Below are 16,943 nucleotides of genomic sequence, written 5' to 3'. Positions count from 1 at the left end.
TTTGTTCATTCATAAACGAAGGTAATTTAAATTAAAATAATCCGACCGCATTACCATCTGAGTCAACATCCATATTCAATGCGGCAGGTTGTTTTGGTAAACCTGGCATGGTCATGATGTCACCCGTTAGACAGACTAAGAAGCCAGCACCGAGTTTCGGGATAATGTCCCGGATGGTAATGGTAAACCCTTCAGGACGCCCATGAAGGGAAGGCTGATCAGAAAGAGAATATTGAGTTTTGGCCATACAAATTGGCAATGCATCCCAGCCATATTTTTTTAGTTCTACCAGCTTTTTCTTGGCACTATCTGTTAACTGAATGTCAGTCCCACCATATACTTGTTGAACAATAATTCGAAGTTTTTCTTCGACCGAATCGGTTTCATCATAAAGCATAGTAAAGTTTTTCGGTTTAGCTAATTCTTCTTTAACAAGCTTAGCTAATTCAAGTCCACCTTTACCACCTTGCTCCCATACATTGGTCAATGCAATCTGAACACTTTGTGATTTAGCCCATTTCATAACTTCTTGTAACTCATCTTGTGCATCTGCTGTAAAACGGTTTAATGCAACGACTGGTTCAATACCAAATTGACGAATCGTATCTACGTGTTTTGCTAAGTTCGACATCCCGCGTTTCACAGCATCAGCATTTGGTTGTGTAAGTTGATTCTTCTCAACACCCCCATGCATCTTGAGGGCACGTACGGTCGCAACAATGACTACGGCATCTGGGTGGAAGTTACCTTTTCTTGATTTAATGTGCATGAATTTCTCAGCACCTAAATCTGCCCCAAACCCAGCTTCCGTTACGACGATATCTGCCAGTCTTCTAGCGGTATTTGTTGCCATCAAAGAATTACAGCCATGGGCAATATTTGCAAAAGGACCACCGTGAATGATTGCAGGAGTACCTTCAATGGTTTGCACCAAGTTCGGCTTGAATGCATCTTTTAATAGCAATGTGAGAGCACCTTCAACACCTAATTGTCGTACAGTTACGGGTTCTTTATCATATGTATAAGCAATGACCATTTGAGCAAGGCGCTCTTTCAAATCTTCGAGGCTTGTTGCCAAGCATAAGACTGCCATAATTTCAGAGGCCACGGTGATATCAAATCCATCTTGTCTAGGAACTCCTTGTAGTGGACCGCCTAAACCTATAGTTACTTGTCTTAATGCACGGTCATTCATATCAAGAACTCGTTTCCACGCAATTCTTCTTGGATCTAAATTTAGTGCATTACCTTGATGTAAATGATTATCGATAAGCGCGGATAATGCATTATTTGCTGATGTGATGGCATGTATATCTCCGGTGAAATGAAGATTGATGTCTTCCATCGGCAATACTTGTGCGAATCCGCCGCCAGTTGCTCCGCCTTTCATTCCCATAACAGGTCCTAGCGATGGTTCACGCATTGCGACGATGACAGACTCATTTAGTTGATTAAATGCATCAGCAAGTCCTACCGTAACCGTCGATTTTCCTTCACCAGCAGGTGTTGGGCTGATGGCAGTAACTAAGACGACTTGGCCTTGAGTAGTCACAGGTGGCAGAGAATGGACGTCAATCTTGGCTTTATAATTTCCGTATAATTCAAGTGCCTTTCGTGGTATTCCTGCTTTATCAGCAATTTCCTGTATCGGTAACATCGTTGCATTCGTAGCAATGGATAAGTCTGTAAACGACATGAATTCTCCAACTTTCCTTTTTTCTTTTATGGAAATATTAATTGATCCTGCTTTTCTTATATCGCAATCATGAACTAACTACAGAGTAAATTCAACTTCGCTTATGATTTAACAACCATCTATTTTTAGTTTTCATAATCTACTCCTTTTACTATTATGATGTGTTTATAGGAATTCACAGAATGACCTTCCTAATTCTCTATTTGACAATACTAACTTACAAAATTCATAGATTCAAGTGAATTTTTAGTTAAAAGTCGAACGATTTAATTATTTTTAATAAAAATCATTCGTCTTTTTATTTCGCGAGGGACACCCAGCTCTCTAGAATTGAATGATATATCTTAACCGAAACAACAAAAATAAGCATTCAAGCGCTTGAAGCGTGTGATAAAAGTGAATTCCGGGTATACCTAAACCAAACTACATTCTATAAATGATTCGAAGGAGGAATATGCATGCCCGATAATAAAAATAAAGACAAACACAATCATGATGATAAAACCATTACTCGTAAGGATAATGAAACAAAAAATGTTAAACTTTCATCAAACGATGTTTCAGAAGAGAAAAATGAAAATACAGAGACTGTGGTGACGCAACCCCGCATTAATACAGAAGGTCTCTAATGATCAATGGACTATCTCAAATGAGTTAGTCTTTTTTTATGAGTTCATATTCAACTAGCATTATTAGGATAAAACAGAAGTCTTTTTTGGGATTTCACTCGAAAATTATTAAGCTCTTGGTGTATAATGCAACAGTGAGCAAGCGTAAAGTATATGGTATGAAATTATCATTATTTAGATAGACACACCGGGAAGAGAGTGAATCGAAATGGGACGTAAGTGGAATAATATTAAAGAAAAGAAAGCTTCAAAAGATTCAAATACAAGTCGAATCTATGCTAAGTTTGGACGCGAAATATATGTAGCTGCAAAACAAGGTGAACCAGATCCAGAGTCTAACCGAGCATTAAAAATTGTTTTAGAACGCGCAAAAACATATAGTGTGCCAAAAGCAATTGTCGATCGTGCCATTGAAAAAGCAAAAGGCGGATCAGAAGAAAGTTATGATGAACTACGTTATGAAGGCTTCGGACCAAATGGCTCAATGGTTATCGTTGATGCTCTGACAAATAACGTCAATCGTACAGCTTCAGATGTTCGTGCTGCATTTGGTAAAAACGGTGGAAACATGGGTGTCAGCGGATCTGTGGCTTACATGTTTGATGCAACGGCTGTTATTGGGATTGATGGAAAAACGGCAGATGAAATATTCGAACTTTTAGTCGAAGCGGACGTCGATGTACGTGATGTTTTAGAAGAAGAAGAATCAGTCATTGTTTATGCTGAACCAGATCAGTTCCATGCAGTTCAAGAAGCATTTAAAACCATAGGAATTACAGACTTTACTGTAGCTGAACTGACGATGCTTGCGCAAAACGACATTCCTCTTGATGTGGATGCTCAAATTCAATTCGAGAAAATGATTGATGCATTAGAAGATTTAGAAGATGTTCAACAAGTTTATCATAATGTTGATTTAGGCGAATGAAGAGAAATCCAACACCGTAAATGGTTGTTGGATTTTTTTGTTTTTACATACTAAGAAAAATAAAAGAAGCTCCACAGATCAATCCGCTCCACTTTTCTTGTGAAAATTGGAAAAGGGACATGCCCGATTGGACATGCCCCTTTGATAGACAAGATAACATATAAAGCTTTGAATGATATTTTTCATCCCGAATATTCGGGGAATAATTTCCTAAGAAAGTGTTCCGTTCTTTCCGTGCCGCGGTAATTTGTCCACTGGTTGTCTTCCTTAAGCAACGTAAACCCTACCTTCTTTTACGTCCTTGCGACCCTTTAGTCGCGCCAGTGTGAATAAGTTTAATCAAAAACATCGAGTAGATGCCAGAATTTCAAATCTTAATTGCTATTTGTTAACTAGATTATTATTACATAATATCTAGGCTATGTCAATGTGTGGTCACTGATTTAAACATAACATGTGAAGCATCCCTGTAAACCATTACCGCTATTAGCATCTTGACGAAATGCTCTTACTTCACTTTCATGTCTTTTGTTATATTAAAAACTCCGCGAAATCCCTAGGTCCCTCTCAATAAATTACATAAGATAATAATAATCATTGAAGGAAAGGGGGACTTTATCATGGATTATTATGGCGGTTACGGTGGCGGTTACGGCGCTTGTGGAGGTTATGCACCATGTGGTGGTGGTCAGTTCGAGGAATGCTGCCCTCGTAGAGGTAGCACTTTTGCATTAATTGTGGTTCTTTTCATCTTATTAATTATTATCGGAGCAACTTTTAACCATAAGAGATGCTAAGTAAGTAGTTACAAGATATTTAAGCACGTATAAGTGATGAATATCTTGAAATTCCCCTAAACATTATCCAAATTGAGTAAAGAGTGCCTTAGACGGCACTCTTTTTTATTGTGATTTTATATCTGAACTATCGCTAACCGCAATATGCTTCCAGGTAGTCATTATGGCGTTCCAGGTTGCACAAAATACTATTTCTGTTGCAAAATTATTGAGTTGTTGTTTTGAGTGTATGATCTACGGGAACTTATTATTAAAAAAGGAGTTTTTCGCATGCCTTGGAACAGTACTGATTATCCAGATTCATTTAATAACTTGGACACGCCTGTCCGTAAGAAAGCTATTGAAATTGCCAACGCACTTCTGCGGGATGGAACGGAAGACGGACGAGCTATTGAAATCGTCACAGAAAAAGCTCGTGAATATGTTGGTGGTGATGTAAAACAAGAAATTTACAAAGTATTGAAGCATTCAGATGGATGGCAACTTCAGAAGGATTCCGGTACGAATGCGATTTCTGTAGCAGCAACAAAGCAAGAACTATTAGATAAAGCAAAACCTTATGTGAATGAACACAATGGGGTACTGAAAATTTACCAAGAAGATGGCTCATTGCAAGACACGATGTATGATTATGATTGAAGGTCTAAATCTCATGAAATTTAAACACCCACTTCATCTACATAATGAAGTGGGTGTTTGCGTATTAAATGTTAGCTTTTTTTACTTGTTTATAAAATAAAATCCCGCTTGCGAGTAAAAGGACTCCAAATGTAAATGTTTTGATATCTGCAGTTCCTGCATAAATCACCCAGATGGAGTAAGCAGTAGCAAGAGCACCGATAATCCCATCTGTAATTCTACTTCTGACATTTGTATATGTTTCCCCAGTAAAGACAAGCTTTAACTGGAATGCAGAAGAAATGAAATAAGGAACTAAATAAGATAGGGTAGCTACAATAATAATGAAATCAAAAGCTGAAGCTATCGTATTAGAAATCGTCGAGAAAATGAACACTTGTCCAATTAAATTCGTGATTATCAATGAAAGGACAGGAATTCCTTTTTTATTTACTTTTGCGAATGAAGGGAGGAATAACCCTTGTTTAGCTGCTTGATAAGGAATTTCAGCACTTAGCATGACCCAACCGATTGTTGAACCAAATAAACTAATCAATCCAATTGCTGCAAGAATTTTCCCGCCTACTGGTCCCAACACAGTTGAAATAGCATCAATTAGCGGTTTATCAGAAGCAATTAAAGCATCATGGTTTAACATACCTAAAACTAATGTGCTGATACCCATATAAAGGGCAAGTGCGATTAGCAGTCCAATCGTTGTTGCGCGCTTAACGTCAATTGGTTTTTTAGCTCGTGAAGCAAAAACAATGGCAGATTCAATGCCAAGAAATGCCCAAAGAGTGGCTACTGCGGCACTATTCACTTGCCCAAACAGACTGACTGAATGTCCTAATTCATCGTATCTTGGTGCTACAAAAGGAAGAATATTTGCTTTTTGGAATGCAAATAAGCCAATCACAATAAATAAGATGAAACCAATTACTTTTGTTGCTGTGGCAACGAAATTTATCTTACCAGCATTTTCAAGACCATTTAATATAATAAAATGAACACCCCAAAGAAGGAGCGTACAAACTGTAAAGGTTAATGCATTTCCTACTCTTAATGTGAAAGATCCAATTGTAAACAGTTCAGCCTGATTTACTAATATAGGGAAGAACGTAGTTAAATAACCTGCAAAAGTTGTGATGATGGCGATATTACCAGCAACATTCCCAAACCAATATCCCCAAGTAGACATAAATCCTGACATTGTGGAAGAATTACTACCAGACTTAAATAATTCCTTCGCATAAATTTGAGGACCCCCGGTTAGATTAGGTTTTCTTATTGCCAAATTACCAAACACAAGAGCAATCATTAGTACACCGAAACCTGTGACTAACCAAGCCGATATAACGCCAGCAGGGCTTGCAACTTCGCTTAATGTACGAGGCAGCATAAAAATACCGGAGCCCACCATATTTCCAACTACTAACGCAGTTAATATCCATAAACCAAGTTTTTTATTTGTATTCATCGTATTTTCCTCTCTATCGAAACTCGATTGACTCAAAATAAGAAATTACATGTCTTGTCAAAAAGAGTATAAAAAAAGCACACTCAGAAACGGTGTGCAAAAACCGGATCAGTCAAAAGATAGTTCAACATAGTGACTCACTATGACAGTCCTGCCCCTTTCGGATACAGTCCCAGCTCCCATAACCAGAGTGTTATAGTACTTCGGCAATAAATCCTTTCGTTTGATATCAGCAAGTTCTCTGACTCTCCTTCAAACTATTCATATTTATTGCGACCTCTACCTCATCTTGAGCTGATGAGGAATATATTTATTCAACTGTATTAATATAAATACATTCTTAGAGGATGTCAAACATAATCATTGTCACAAGGGAGAGCTAAAGTCTGTATACCCACGATAATTATTTTAAAACCGTTTGACTTTGACGTAACGTGAAGGTGTACGATTAACTTATCGGGAGGTGAAGTATGGAATATACGGTGCAAAAGCTTGGGAAGATGGCAGGTATCAGTACCCGGACGTTGCGTTATTATGATGAAATTGGCATGCTCAAGCCGGCGAGAATCAATTCATCAGGATATCGGATTTATGGTGAGAAAGAAGTTAATTTACTGCAGCAAATCATGTTTTATAAAGAACTTGGAATTAAATTAGAGACGATTAATCAAATTGTGACGTCACCAACTTTTGATGAAGCAAAAGCCTTAGCGGATCACCGTTTACAACTCCTTGATAAGCGAGCCCAGTTAGATTTATTAATTGCCAATGTCGAAAAAACAATTTCATCGAAGGGAGGGGAAATAGAGATGACAAACAATGAAAAGTTTGAAGGATTTAAACAAAAAATGATTGATCAAAATGAAAAGACTTACGGAAAAGAGATTCGCGAGAAGTATGGAGATGAAACCGTCAATAAATCCAATGCAAAAGTAAAAAACATGACGCAATCACAACACGATGAAGTGAAGCGACTTTCCGAAGAAGTACAGACGACTTTAGCTGAAGCATTTAAAACAGGAGATCCATCAAGCGACCTTGCGCAAAGAGCAGCAGACCTGCATAAACAATGGCTTATGTACTTTTGGAATGAATATAGCAAAGAAGCGCACGAAAATCTTGCACAAATGTACGTAGATGATGAACGATTTACCATGTATTACGATAAAGAAGTTCCAGGTACCGCTGAATTTCTTAAAGATGCTATCCATGTCTACACTGGGTTGCGCAAATAAAAAAACGTGTATCGATGACTAAAACATCGATACAAGTTTTTTGACGTCTGAAAAATTATGGGTCACGTCCGATAAATTGAAGTTGACGTCTGACTTTTTTGGCTTCACGTCTGAAAAATAGCATCTTACGTCTGAAATCATTGAATAGGAAATTTCCCTCTATAAAATCTTTTGAAATCATAGAGAGATCCCTGGATATGATTTATTCGTTTGAATATCCCACATGTAGGAAACAATAAGTATCTAGACCTTACCGAGAGGAGAGATTTAATTCATGATAAGAAAGCCATGGTTAATGACGCAGGAATGGCACGACGTATTATTTCTTCATTGGCCTGTGCCTGCAGATTTGGTGAGGAAGTACATACCTAAAGAACTGGAACTCGATTTATATAACAACATGGCATGGATCGGTTTTGTGTTTTTTAAGGTAAAAGGGAATCGACCTAGGTTTATACCTCCTGTACCTGGGGTGAGTTCTTTTTTAGAATTAAATATTCGAACGTATGTTACATACAAGGGAAGAAAAGGTATTCATGCCTTTAGTTTAGAAGCCAGTAATTCTTTGATTGTTAAGTTGACGACTCTTGGTAACTTTTTGCCTTACAGATATGCGAATGTGAGATTAAAACGACATAAGAAAATATTCACATATAGTATATCTGAAACGTTCGTTTCTACATTTAAAGTGGTGACTAAACCAATTGAAAGTAATCATTTTGAACGATGGCTAACGGAGCGTTATCACTTATGGACCAAAACGCAACATCATTTATTTAGAATAGATACCTATCATTCGCCTTGGGTGTTGCAACATGTAAGCGGAAGAATTCATGATAAATCGAAGTTGTCGTTTTTGCAGATGGATTTTCAAGAAGATAGTCCAGTCGCTCATTATTCCAAAATGAAAAAAGCGCGATTTTTCGCGCCTGTGAGGGAATATTAAAAGGTTTTTCTTGAACCGTGTTGAGAATTTGGGGAATCGCGAATAGTCGACAAGAATGCGCGAATAGACGACATATAACCGCGCGTAGTCGACACAAAACAGCGCATAGATACATAAAATCACTATGAAGTTCTAGTCAAGAGGAGTAAGAGCTTTCGTCTGATCCATGTAGATAAAGGCATCATAACGACTTCCGATTTTTGAAGGGACGTAATTGCCATATGCTTCGTATTCGGGATTGTACACCACGCCAATTGCTCTATGGCCAATCCAATCATTAAACAAATGTCGATTTTCTTCATTAAAGATTAACAGTTTATTAATTGCACCTGTATTATGCAGTGCAGCTTCCCAAGAGTCTTTCATGGCTGGAGGCACATCAATTTGTTTATATGCAATTCCCCATTCATCAGCAGCGATGACCGTCCCTCTATTGGTTCCAAATCCCACAGCGTAGACATTTTCCTTTCTATTCTGTTGACGAAGGATTTGCCCAACATTAATCATGCCTGCCGCTTCCATGTCTGTTGCAGATGCGTCTCCAATGTGTGTGTTATGTTCCCAAATGATAATTTTCGCGTCATTACCATGGTAATCCAAGATTTCGTTGATCGCCTCAACCATATGCTCATCCCGAACATTCCAGGACAAATCATCACTTTGAACCATTGCACGATAATATTCTTCAGCATTTTGGACAACCATCGCATTGATTTTAAGACTCAAGTCCAATTCCTGTGGATCTTTGTAGTTTTCTTCGTGAGATCGAATGGAAGTTAAGAGCTTTGAAACTTCATCTACACATGCTTGTGAGAGATTAACGGAGGACATTGCATAGCTTTCAGGATGTCGGTTATATGGTTCAAAACAAGAGAATGCTTTTTTTGCCAGTACCAACTCCATGCTATCTGGTTTTGTCTTGCTTAAGTATGTAATCACTTCATTAATAGATTCCCACAAACTGTATACATCAATTCCATAGAAACCTACTTTCAGCGACGCTTCTTTTTGTTCATTGTGCACCTTCAACCATGAAACAAATTCAGCAATTTCTTCATTGGCCCACATCCAAGTTGGCCATCGATTGAATGACTTCAACACACCACGGACGTCTTTCTCCTCCTCGGTATAACCTTTTATATATCTATTAATTTGCTGGGTGGAAGGCCAATCTCCTTCCACAGCGATTAGTGTAAATCCTTTTTCCTCAATAAGCCTTTTTGATAGTTCTGCTCTTACCGTATAAAACTCGGAAGTGCCGTGACTAGCTTCACCTAGGAGAACGATCTTTGCGTCACCAATTGCTTCAATAATTGGATCTAAATCTTCAGTTGTTTCGAAAGATATAGCATGTTTCTTTATGGATTCTTTAAGAGATTTCAATTAAAACACTCCTTTTCAATGTCTGGCTTTAATTACTTTCGCTTTCGTGATGTCTAGCTCCAAGTGCCAGCTCGCACCTCCGCTTCAGAAACTCATGCGAAAACAGGTTTTCGATTCGTTTCTTCCACCGTCGGAGTCGAGCTAGAATGGCACTTTTCCCTTTTCGTATAAGTTTGAGTTAAGTGGTGCTTTTTCATTCATTTCAAGTTTACTCTGTTTCGAATAATAAAAAGAATTGATCCAAAGTTTTGACTCTGGACCAATTCTTTATTAATCAATTATTTGAATATGTGTATCTTCAAACCACACATGCATTTGTGCTAGATGGGCCAGTAACTGAGGTCCAGACATTAATTGGCCAAACCAAGGAACTTTAAATGCTGTACCTTTAGATTCAACAAGTTCGTTTAGACGGTTGCGATCAAATAATTCGTGAAGAATGGAATTTTTATCTGTTAGAATTTCTTTCAGCCACAATTGAACCTTGTCTGTGTAGTAAGGGTTATGCGTTTTTGGATATGGGCTCTTTTTTCGGTAAAGGACATCGTCAGGTAATAGACCTTCTAATGCTTTACGCAAAATACCTTTTTCTCGATTTCCAACCATTTTAATTTCCCATGGGATATTCCAAGCATATTCAACGAGTCGATGATCTGCAAATGGTACACGTACTTCTAAGCTAGCCCCCATACTCATGCGATCTTTGCGATCGAGTAGCGTAGTCATGAACCACACGATATTTAAATAAAACATTTCTCTTCGTTTTGCCTCGATAGCTGTCTCTCCATATAGTCGTGGAGTTTCAGAGACGGTCTCTTCATAAGCTTGTCGGGCATATTCTTCGAGTTTAAGTTTTTGGCGCCAATGCTCTTTTAATAACGAGGCACGTTCGGTTGTTGAACGCATCCATGGAAAACCTGTTCCGTTTAAATCATTGGTATTGTGAAACCAAGGGTAACCTCCAAAAATTTCATCCGCACATTCACCAGATAACCCGACTGTGAAATCTTGTTTTATTTCTCGACAAAACCAGAGCAAGGAAGAGTCCACATCCGCCATTCCTGGTAAATCTCGCACATGAACGGCTTCTGTTAAATAATCGATTAGTTGATCCTGTGTAATAATCGAAGAATGATGTATGGTTTGAAAAGCATTGACCACTTTCCCGATCCATGGTCCGTCTGCATTGGGCTGAAAATCATTTGCTTTAAAAAACTTGTCATTGTCTTCGTAGTCGATAGAATACGTATGAAGTGGACCTTTTCCTTCTTGCTTATAACGGTTAGCTGCGATAGCAGTAATGGCACTTGAATCAACTCCACCCGATAAAAACGTACATAAAGGAACGTCTGAAACGAGTTGCCGCTCGACTGCATCTGTTACGAGGAATCGCACTTTCTCAGCCGTCTCATCGACAGAATCCGTGTGGACTTCACTTTTAACGTTCCAGTAACGCCAAATTCGAAGACCTAGCCGTGATACAGACATTGCATGAGCAGGGCGTAATTCATTGACTCCGTGGAATACCCCTGAACCTGGCTTTCTAGATGGACCAACGGCTAATACTTCAGCCAATCCTTCCCTAGACAATTGTGATTTTATATCAGGGTGCGCAAGTAACGCTTTTATTTCTGAACCGAGAATTAAGCCACCATTATTTTCACTATAGAATAACGGTTTTACTCCTAGCCGGTCGCGCGCAATAAAAACTTTTTGTTCTTTATCATCCCAAATGGCAAAGGCGAAAATCCCATTAAAATACTCCACGCACTGCTCTTTCCATTCAATATAAGAAGTCAGTAATACTTCTGTATCGGAGTGTCCAGAAAAGGTATAGCCTCTTTGCAATAACTCTTTCCGAAGATCTTCCGTATTATATAATTCGCCGTTGTAACAAAGGGTATAGCGATTGTCTTGATGTATTTTTGTCATTGGCTGTTTACCACCGATAGGATCAACAACTGTTAATCGTCGATGACCAAAAAGTACATGTCTTTCTATCCACACATTGTCATCATCAGGACCTCGCTTAGACAGTGTCTTCGTCATTTTTTCAACGACTAGTACTTGCGTTTGTAAGTCGCGATTGAAATGAACCCATCCTGTAATACCACACATTAATCATCATCCCTTCTTGCTTAAAACATCATCAAGTTGCATCTTTCTAGCCTATGCAAAAAAATTAATATTGCTCATACGGTAGGAGTTCATCACAAGGAAGTCGAATCAATTGTATATAGAGAATGATGTTATTAAGGAGGAGTAAGCATGAAAACTTTGTTTACCTATAACTGGATGGTAAGAGAAGACTGGTATAAATGGTGTGAAGATGTACCGTTGGAAGAACTTCTCAAGGTTAGGACGGGAGGAGTAGGTGGGATTTTACATACGCTATTTCATATTATTGATGTGGAGTGGAGTTGGATTCGTGTTTTAAAAGGTAAACCCGATTTTCAGGAGAGTTTTGATGGATACAAGAGTTTAGAGAAGGTGAAAGAGTTAGATGAACTCTTTAAAAAAGAAGTCCAGGAGTTTGTAGGTTCTTGGGAAAGTGGATTGGAAAATAAGCTTTTGCAAGAAACTAGACAAGACGGAAGCATCGAAACTCTAACGTGGGGTGAAGTGATGAGGCATACCATTGCTCACGAAATTCATCATGTAGGACAGTTATCCGTTTGGTTTAGGGAAATAGGGAAACAACCCGTATCTGCGAATTTGATTGGTAAAGGCCTCACAATTTTAGAAGAACTAAAAAAGTAGCTCTCTCTCATAAGGTGAGGCTATTCCTGGTTCTATTAAATTCATATGCGGGTATGGATAAATATAAAAGGCACGGCTACTTGGATATCCAAGTAACGTGCCTTAAGCTTGATTAACAACAGCTACTTTTCCCACGGATAGTAGAACTACAAACACCCGTTTCAGGTAAATCTAATTCTACTCGTGTGGCAGCTTCTTGATCACCAGTTAAATGGGCGACGATTGATCGGACTTGTTCATAGCCTGTTGCCATTAAAAAGGTAGGTGCACGTCCATAACTCTTCATACCCACTACATAAAAGTTTTTTTCTGGTTGGCGAAGTTCAGCTTCCCCGTGAGGTCGCACAGTGCCACAGCTGTGAATGTTAGGATCGATGAGTGGTGCTAAAGCAGAAACGCTTTCTGTTGTGGAATCTATTTCCAGACGAATTTCGCGTAAAAAACTGAAATCAGGACGAGACCCTGTATTAGCAATAATTTGATCGATATTTTGTATTGATGAATCTTTCTGCTTTGAAGAACCTTGAATGGTTAAAGTGCCATCCTCTTCGATTACTTGATGTATGAGGAAAGGGGTATGGACGTTGATTTTTCCGCTATCAACTAATTGGTGAATCCGCGATCCTAGTTGACCTCTAGCTGGGAGTGCATCCAAGGCTTCACCGCCATATACTTCATCTACTCGGTTTTTACGAAGAATCCAGACGATTTCGGTTCCTTCCAGGTTGGCTAATTCCAAAATAGTATTGATTGCAGAATGACCACCGCCAACTACTGCCACGCGTTTATGTTCAAATGTAGAACGATCCTTTCCTTTAACGTCAGGGATGCCGTACGTTATCCGAGATGAAAGTGATCTTTCTTGTTGTGTCCATACATTATCCGCATTCACAGGATTAGGTTGGCCCCAAGTTCCGGTTGCATCTATCACTGCCTTTGCTTGAATACGCTCGGTGTGACCATCTCTTTCTACATATATGATAAATGATTGTTCACCACGTTCAGCATTTTTCATTTTATCTAACCCTTGTTTACTAATTGCCACTACTTTTGAATTCATCTGGATGTAGGGTTTAATTTCAGGCAAATTGGCTAATGGCATTAAGTAATCTTCTACTAGCTCTTTTCCAAAAGGTAATCGTTTCATGACTGGAGCTTTCCAGCCACAGTTCTCTAAAAGCTTTACTGCTACTTTATCTACATTATAATTCCATGATGAGAATAAACGAACGTGACTCCATTGTAAAATATTAAAACCTACGGAATGGCCAGATTCGAAAATGACGAACTTTTCATTTTTAGCTGATAAATGTGCAGCCGTTGCCAATCCAATGGGGCCAGCTCCAATTATTGCGATTGGCAATGTAGAAATAGATGGTTCACAATTCGTTAAAATGTTAAAACTCATTTTATTTGCGTTCATTGGACTTCCTCATTTCTTTTATTTGTAAAATGCAAGTATATAGCAATAAGGAAAGCAAGATTTCTCTTGCTTATAGATATGGTGTACAGCATACGCTTGATTTCGCCATAGCACTGTTTAATAATTTAATAGAGCGTAGCACTGTCTCTTGTTCAAATTCATTCATATGGGAAAATATTTCATCTAAATATGCATTCATTGATGTTTCAATTGATTGCGCTAATTTTTGTCCTTCTGCGGTTAAAGATAAGTTGAAAAAGCGTTTATCATCTAAAGAAGGGGACTTAGAAACTAACTGCATTTTTATTAAGGTTTGTATTTGTCGACTAAAAGTCGTAACGTCAATTGCTAAAGTATCTGCAATTTGTTGCATCGTAGGGCTGTGTTGCTTTTCAATTTCATATATTATATGGCTATGCACAGTTGAAATTTCTATCCCTTCAGCAGTACAACAGTTTTTATTCAAAAGAACGAAGCGGCGAGTTAAAATTTGAAAAAGCTCACGTTTGTTTTCCATGTTTCACCTCTTTAAACTAGTTATACGCTTATTGATTGCAAAATGCAACTAATACTTTGATAAAAATATTTATAAAGAACGGAGCTTGAACATGGTAATGAATATTCGTCACATGACACCTTCAGATTGGCCGCAAGTGAAAGACATTTACGAAGAAGGTATTAAATCAAAAAATGCTACATTTGAAACACAAGCACCTACATATGAGAAATGGATGGAAGCTGCTCATCCACAATGTCATTTGGTTGCAGAAGAAGATAGTCAAGTGTTGGCGTGGGCAAAAGTACTCTTTACATCTGTACGTCCTGTCTATGCAGGTGTGGGGGAAGTCAGTATTTATGTGCATCCAAGTGCGAAGGGAAAAGGTGTCGGTGGAAAACTGCTTCAAGAGCTCATTGCCGAATCTGAGCAACAAGGGTTTTGGACATTAAAGGCAGTTATTTTTCCTGAAAATGAAGCAAGTATCAACCTTCATAAGAAATGTGGCTTTCGAGTTGTTGGAACGCATGAAAGAATGGGGAAAATGGACGGGATTTGGCGAGACAATATTGTAATGGAAAGAAGAAGTACCAACGTAGGAATAAACTAAGTCTTAGTATTCGAGCGTAGGTAAGTTCGAACGAATGTCACACAAGTAATTGCAAATAACTTGTGTGACATACATGTTCAACTTTTCATTTGTTATTTGCTTGACGACGTGCAGTAACCGATTGACCACCGATCCCCCAGTTGTCAGTTTCGACTTCATCTATTACGACTACGGTTGTTTCGGGATTTTTATTTAATACATCTACGAGCAACTGCGTGACGCCATGAATAATTTCCGCTTTTTTCTCAGGCGTCACATTTTCATTTGTGATTTTAATATTCACATATGGCATTTCAATCACTCCTCGTTATTTCTCCAACCACTCAAGAAATTCCAATCGGTTACCAAAGGGATCGTTCACATAAAAACGTTTAGCTCCCGGTAATCTATGGTCCTCTTGAATTGATACGCCTTTTTCAATTATATGGGAGGAAAGTGCATCGATATCGGACACTTCGAAAGCTGGATGTGCTTTTTTAGCAGGAAGGAAGGGTTCTTCAATTCCTACATGAATATGAATATGTCCATTTGAAAACCATACACCACCATTTTTCTTTAGTTCATGTGGTTTTTCAACTTCGTCCAAAGAAAGGACACCTTGAAAAAATGAACGAGCTTCGTCTTCACTACCAATTGGTGCAGCTAGTTGAATATGATCAATTCGTTTAATTAACATCATTGGTGATTTCCACCCTCTCTTGATTAACTAATGGGAATAAAAATAGAGCACCGATAAATACAAGAAGAGCTGCGCCTAGAAGTGCCCATGTATAACTTTCTGTCTCTGCTGTTAAAACTCCTGCAAGCGAGGGCCCAATCATTTGCCCTAGAGCATAAATGGTAGTCATAATTGCGATGACCTGTGCACTTCCATGTGGATTTTTGTTACGTGCATAAGCTGTTGCAAGTGTGGTAACCCCCATAAAGGTAGCTCCAAACAAAATAGCACTTACATAAAAACTTACAGAAGAAGGAGATATGGCTGGTAAGGCTATGCCAACTGCTTGAATCACTAATAAAATCATTAATGACAACATATAGCCGTATTTACTACCGAAATATGCCCAAATGACACATGAAGGGATGGCTGTTAACCCTACTAATACCCAAACACTCGTGGCATTTCCGCTAAAAGCAGGTGTTTGTTCAGCGATTGCTACTATGAATGTTCCTGTGACGATATAACCTAACCCCTCTAGTCCATATGATGCCAGTAACCAGGGAAACCATTTGGGAGTCTTGGTCGGCTGTATATGTTTTGGTGATGGTGTTATGGGAAGTGCTGTATTATCTTCTTTAACAGTGAGAAATACGATGATACTTAATAATCCTGCCAAGCAAGCAAGGCCAATCCAAGCACCTTCATAGTGAAAGTGCTCTATTAATAACGGAACAAGCAATCCGGATATGAAAATCCCAAGACCAACCCCACCATACATAACCCCAACCCAACCAAGTTTTCGTTGCTTTGCCAGTTGATCAAGAATTAAACTCGAAGCTAAGACGAAAACGAATGCACTGGTAATACCAGACAAAAACCGCCAAAGCATCCATGAAGTATGACTATATGTAAGACCCATCAATAACGTTAATAAAATACTAATGATTATACTAAAGCGTAAATATATAGCACGCTTCCTTTTTAAAGGGACAATACTTGCGATAATGGCACCGACCAAATAACCTGCATAATTACTAGAGGCTAAGAAACCGGCAAAGCGGGTTGTAAATCCTGCTTCTTGCTGCATAAAAGGTAAGATAGGCGTGTAAGCAAAACGCCCAATACTCATGGCGATAAAAAGCGCGAAAACGCCACCGATGACGAGAGTATATGGATTTCTTAACAAGGCGGTACCCCCTTCAATTCTCTTTCTTCATCATACGCCTTTGACTCGAAATTTGAAATTAAGGTTTGATTTTCGTGATAAAGGTAATAGATAAG

General features: G+C 38.6%; 17 protein-coding genes and 1 riboswitch. Of the genes, 8 read left to right on the top strand and 9 right to left on the bottom strand.

Annotation, left to right across the window (positions count from 1 at the left end):
• Window positions 1-31: 31 nt before the first annotated feature.
• Complete coding sequence (locus tag C8K15_RS06680; RefSeq protein WP_108585643.1) at window positions 32-1,696, bottom strand: formate--tetrahydrofolate ligase; 1,665 nt, start codon at window positions 1,694-1,696, stop codon at window positions 32-34.
• Between the two features lie 458 nt (window positions 1,697-2,154).
• On the opposite strand from C8K15_RS06680, the gene C8K15_RS20570 reads away from it, so the two are divergent.
• The 4 genes from C8K15_RS20570 (at window position 2,155) to C8K15_RS06665 (ending at window position 4,689) form a co-directional block, all read left to right on the top strand.
• Window positions 2,155-2,325, top strand: a complete 171-nt coding sequence (locus tag C8K15_RS20570; protein WP_199224072.1) for a hypothetical protein — start codon at window positions 2,155-2,157, stop codon at window positions 2,323-2,325.
• A 208-nt stretch (window positions 2,326-2,533) separates the two neighbouring features.
• Entirely contained in the window at window positions 2,534-3,253 is a 720-nt protein-coding gene (locus C8K15_RS06675) for a YebC/PmpR family DNA-binding transcriptional regulator (protein ID WP_108585642.1), read from the top strand.
• 620 nt (window positions 3,254-3,873) lie between these two features.
• Window positions 3,874-4,050 (top strand): YjcZ family sporulation protein, encoded by a 177-nt coding sequence (locus C8K15_RS06670; RefSeq protein ID WP_108585641.1) that lies wholly within the window; start codon window positions 3,874-3,876, stop codon window positions 4,048-4,050.
• A 270-nt stretch (window positions 4,051-4,320) separates the two neighbouring features.
• Window positions 4,321-4,689, top strand: coding sequence for a DUF2188 domain-containing protein (locus tag C8K15_RS06665; protein ID WP_108585640.1), 369 nt, complete (start codon window positions 4,321-4,323; stop codon window positions 4,687-4,689).
• Between the two features lie 64 nt (window positions 4,690-4,753).
• On the opposite strand, the gene C8K15_RS06660 is transcribed toward C8K15_RS06665, so the two are convergent.
• A complete protein-coding gene (locus C8K15_RS06660; protein WP_108585639.1) occupies window positions 4,754-6,148 on the bottom strand; it encodes an amino acid permease in 1,395 nt (464 codons plus the stop codon).
• A gap of 112 nt (window positions 6,149-6,260) precedes the next feature.
• A riboswitch (Lysine riboswitch) is annotated at window positions 6,261-6,438 on the bottom strand.
• A 180-nt stretch (window positions 6,439-6,618) separates the two neighbouring features.
• Between C8K15_RS06660 and C8K15_RS06655 the strand changes: the two genes are divergently transcribed.
• Both C8K15_RS06655 and C8K15_RS06650 read left to right on the top strand, forming a co-directional pair.
• A complete protein-coding gene (locus tag C8K15_RS06655) occupies window positions 6,619-7,383 on the top strand; it encodes a MerR family transcriptional regulator (RefSeq protein WP_108585638.1) in 765 nt (254 codons plus the stop codon).
• Between the two features lie 274 nt (window positions 7,384-7,657).
• Window positions 7,658-8,329: a YqjF family protein gene (locus C8K15_RS06650; protein WP_108585637.1), complete on the top strand. Its 672-nt coding sequence runs from the start codon at window positions 7,658-7,660 to the stop codon at window positions 8,327-8,329.
• A 132-nt stretch (window positions 8,330-8,461) separates the two neighbouring features.
• Here C8K15_RS06650 and C8K15_RS06645 read toward each other — a convergent pair whose 3' ends face one another.
• Both C8K15_RS06645 and asnB read right to left on the bottom strand, forming a co-directional pair.
• Window positions 8,462-9,712 carry an erythromycin esterase family protein gene (locus C8K15_RS06645; RefSeq protein WP_108585636.1) on the bottom strand — a complete coding sequence of 417 codons (1,251 nt, stop codon included), beginning with the start codon at window positions 9,710-9,712 and terminating at the stop codon, window positions 8,462-8,464.
• A gap of 270 nt (window positions 9,713-9,982) precedes the next feature.
• Window positions 9,983-11,830, bottom strand: coding sequence for an asparagine synthase (glutamine-hydrolyzing) (asnB, locus tag C8K15_RS06640; RefSeq protein ID WP_108585635.1), 1,848 nt, complete (start codon window positions 11,828-11,830; stop codon window positions 9,983-9,985).
• A gap of 150 nt (window positions 11,831-11,980) precedes the next feature.
• Between asnB and C8K15_RS06635 the strand changes: the two genes are divergently transcribed.
• Window positions 11,981-12,472, top strand: coding sequence for a DinB family protein (locus C8K15_RS06635; protein ID WP_108585634.1), 492 nt, complete (start codon window positions 11,981-11,983; stop codon window positions 12,470-12,472).
• Between the two features lie 112 nt (window positions 12,473-12,584).
• Here C8K15_RS06635 and C8K15_RS06630 read toward each other — a convergent pair whose 3' ends face one another.
• Together C8K15_RS06630 and C8K15_RS06625 are read right to left on the bottom strand one after the other, a co-directional pair.
• Window positions 12,585-13,895, bottom strand: coding sequence for an NAD(P)-binding domain-containing protein (locus tag C8K15_RS06630; RefSeq protein WP_108585633.1), 1,311 nt, complete (start codon window positions 13,893-13,895; stop codon window positions 12,585-12,587).
• Window positions 13,896-13,965: 70 nt separating this feature from the next.
• Window positions 13,966-14,412: a MarR family winged helix-turn-helix transcriptional regulator gene (locus C8K15_RS06625; protein ID WP_108585632.1), complete on the bottom strand. Its 447-nt coding sequence runs from the start codon at window positions 14,410-14,412 to the stop codon at window positions 13,966-13,968.
• Between the two features lie 91 nt (window positions 14,413-14,503).
• On the opposite strand from C8K15_RS06625, the gene C8K15_RS06620 reads away from it, so the two are divergent.
• Window positions 14,504-15,001, top strand: a complete 498-nt coding sequence (locus tag C8K15_RS06620) for a GNAT family N-acetyltransferase (RefSeq protein WP_199224071.1) — start codon at window positions 14,504-14,506, stop codon at window positions 14,999-15,001.
• Between the two features lie 85 nt (window positions 15,002-15,086).
• Here the strand turns inward: C8K15_RS06620 and C8K15_RS06615 are convergent, their stop codons facing one another.
• From C8K15_RS06615 to C8K15_RS06605, 3 genes are read right to left on the bottom strand one after another with little or no spacing between them, the layout of a single operon-like run.
• Window positions 15,087-15,293, bottom strand: a complete 207-nt coding sequence (locus C8K15_RS06615) for a tautomerase family protein (protein WP_108585631.1) — start codon at window positions 15,291-15,293, stop codon at window positions 15,087-15,089.
• 15 nt (window positions 15,294-15,308) lie between these two features.
• Entirely contained in the window at window positions 15,309-15,680 is a 372-nt protein-coding gene (locus C8K15_RS06610) for a VOC family protein (RefSeq protein ID WP_108585630.1), read from the bottom strand.
• Window positions 15,667-16,848, bottom strand: coding sequence for a YbfB/YjiJ family MFS transporter (locus C8K15_RS06605; RefSeq protein ID WP_108585629.1), 1,182 nt, complete (start codon window positions 16,846-16,848; stop codon window positions 15,667-15,669). The genes C8K15_RS06610 and C8K15_RS06605 overlap by 14 nt, the downstream gene beginning before the upstream one ends.
• Window positions 16,849-16,943: the final 95 nt, after the last annotated feature.

The sequence above is a fragment of the Paenisporosarcina sp. OV554 genome (assembly GCF_003058165.1).
In the GTDB taxonomy this organism is placed as follows: domain Bacteria; phylum Bacillota; class Bacilli; order Bacillales_A; family Planococcaceae; genus Paenisporosarcina.
Note: the sequence above shows the minus strand (reverse complement) of the source record. Positions and strands in the feature narration are given on the sequence as shown.

Coding starts and splice junctions, on each gene's coding strand:
- C8K15_RS06630 (WP_108585633.1), bottom strand. CDS start 13,895: ATGAACGCAAATAAAATGAGTTTTAACATTTTAACGAATTGTGAACCA.
- C8K15_RS06620 (WP_199224071.1), top strand. CDS start 14,504: ATGGTAATGAATATTCGTCACATGACACCTTCAGATTGGCCGCAAGTG.
- C8K15_RS06650 (WP_108585637.1), top strand. CDS start 7,658: ATGATAAGAAAGCCATGGTTAATGACGCAGGAATGGCACGACGTATTA.
- C8K15_RS06680 (WP_108585643.1), bottom strand. CDS start 1,696: ATGTCGTTTACAGACTTATCCATTGCTACGAATGCAACGATGTTACCG.
- C8K15_RS06660 (WP_108585639.1), bottom strand. CDS start 6,148: ATGAATACAAATAAAAAACTTGGTTTATGGATATTAACTGCGTTAGTA.
- C8K15_RS06655 (WP_108585638.1), top strand. CDS start 6,619: ATGGAATATACGGTGCAAAAGCTTGGGAAGATGGCAGGTATCAGTACC.
- C8K15_RS06670 (WP_108585641.1), top strand. CDS start 3,874: ATGGATTATTATGGCGGTTACGGTGGCGGTTACGGCGCTTGTGGAGGT.
- C8K15_RS06615 (WP_108585631.1), bottom strand. CDS start 15,293: ATGCCATATGTGAATATTAAAATCACAAATGAAAATGTGACGCCTGAG.
- C8K15_RS06675 (WP_108585642.1), top strand. CDS start 2,534: ATGGGACGTAAGTGGAATAATATTAAAGAAAAGAAAGCTTCAAAAGAT.
- C8K15_RS20570 (WP_199224072.1), top strand. CDS start 2,155: ATGCCCGATAATAAAAATAAAGACAAACACAATCATGATGATAAAACC.
- C8K15_RS06610 (WP_108585630.1), bottom strand. CDS start 15,680: ATGATGTTAATTAAACGAATTGATCATATTCAACTAGCTGCACCAATT.
- C8K15_RS06665 (WP_108585640.1), top strand. CDS start 4,321: ATGCCTTGGAACAGTACTGATTATCCAGATTCATTTAATAACTTGGAC.
- asnB (WP_108585635.1), bottom strand. CDS start 11,830: ATGTGTGGTATTACAGGATGGGTTCATTTCAATCGCGACTTACAAACG.
- C8K15_RS06625 (WP_108585632.1), bottom strand. CDS start 14,412: ATGGAAAACAAACGTGAGCTTTTTCAAATTTTAACTCGCCGCTTCGTT.
- C8K15_RS06635 (WP_108585634.1), top strand. CDS start 11,981: ATGAAAACTTTGTTTACCTATAACTGGATGGTAAGAGAAGACTGGTAT.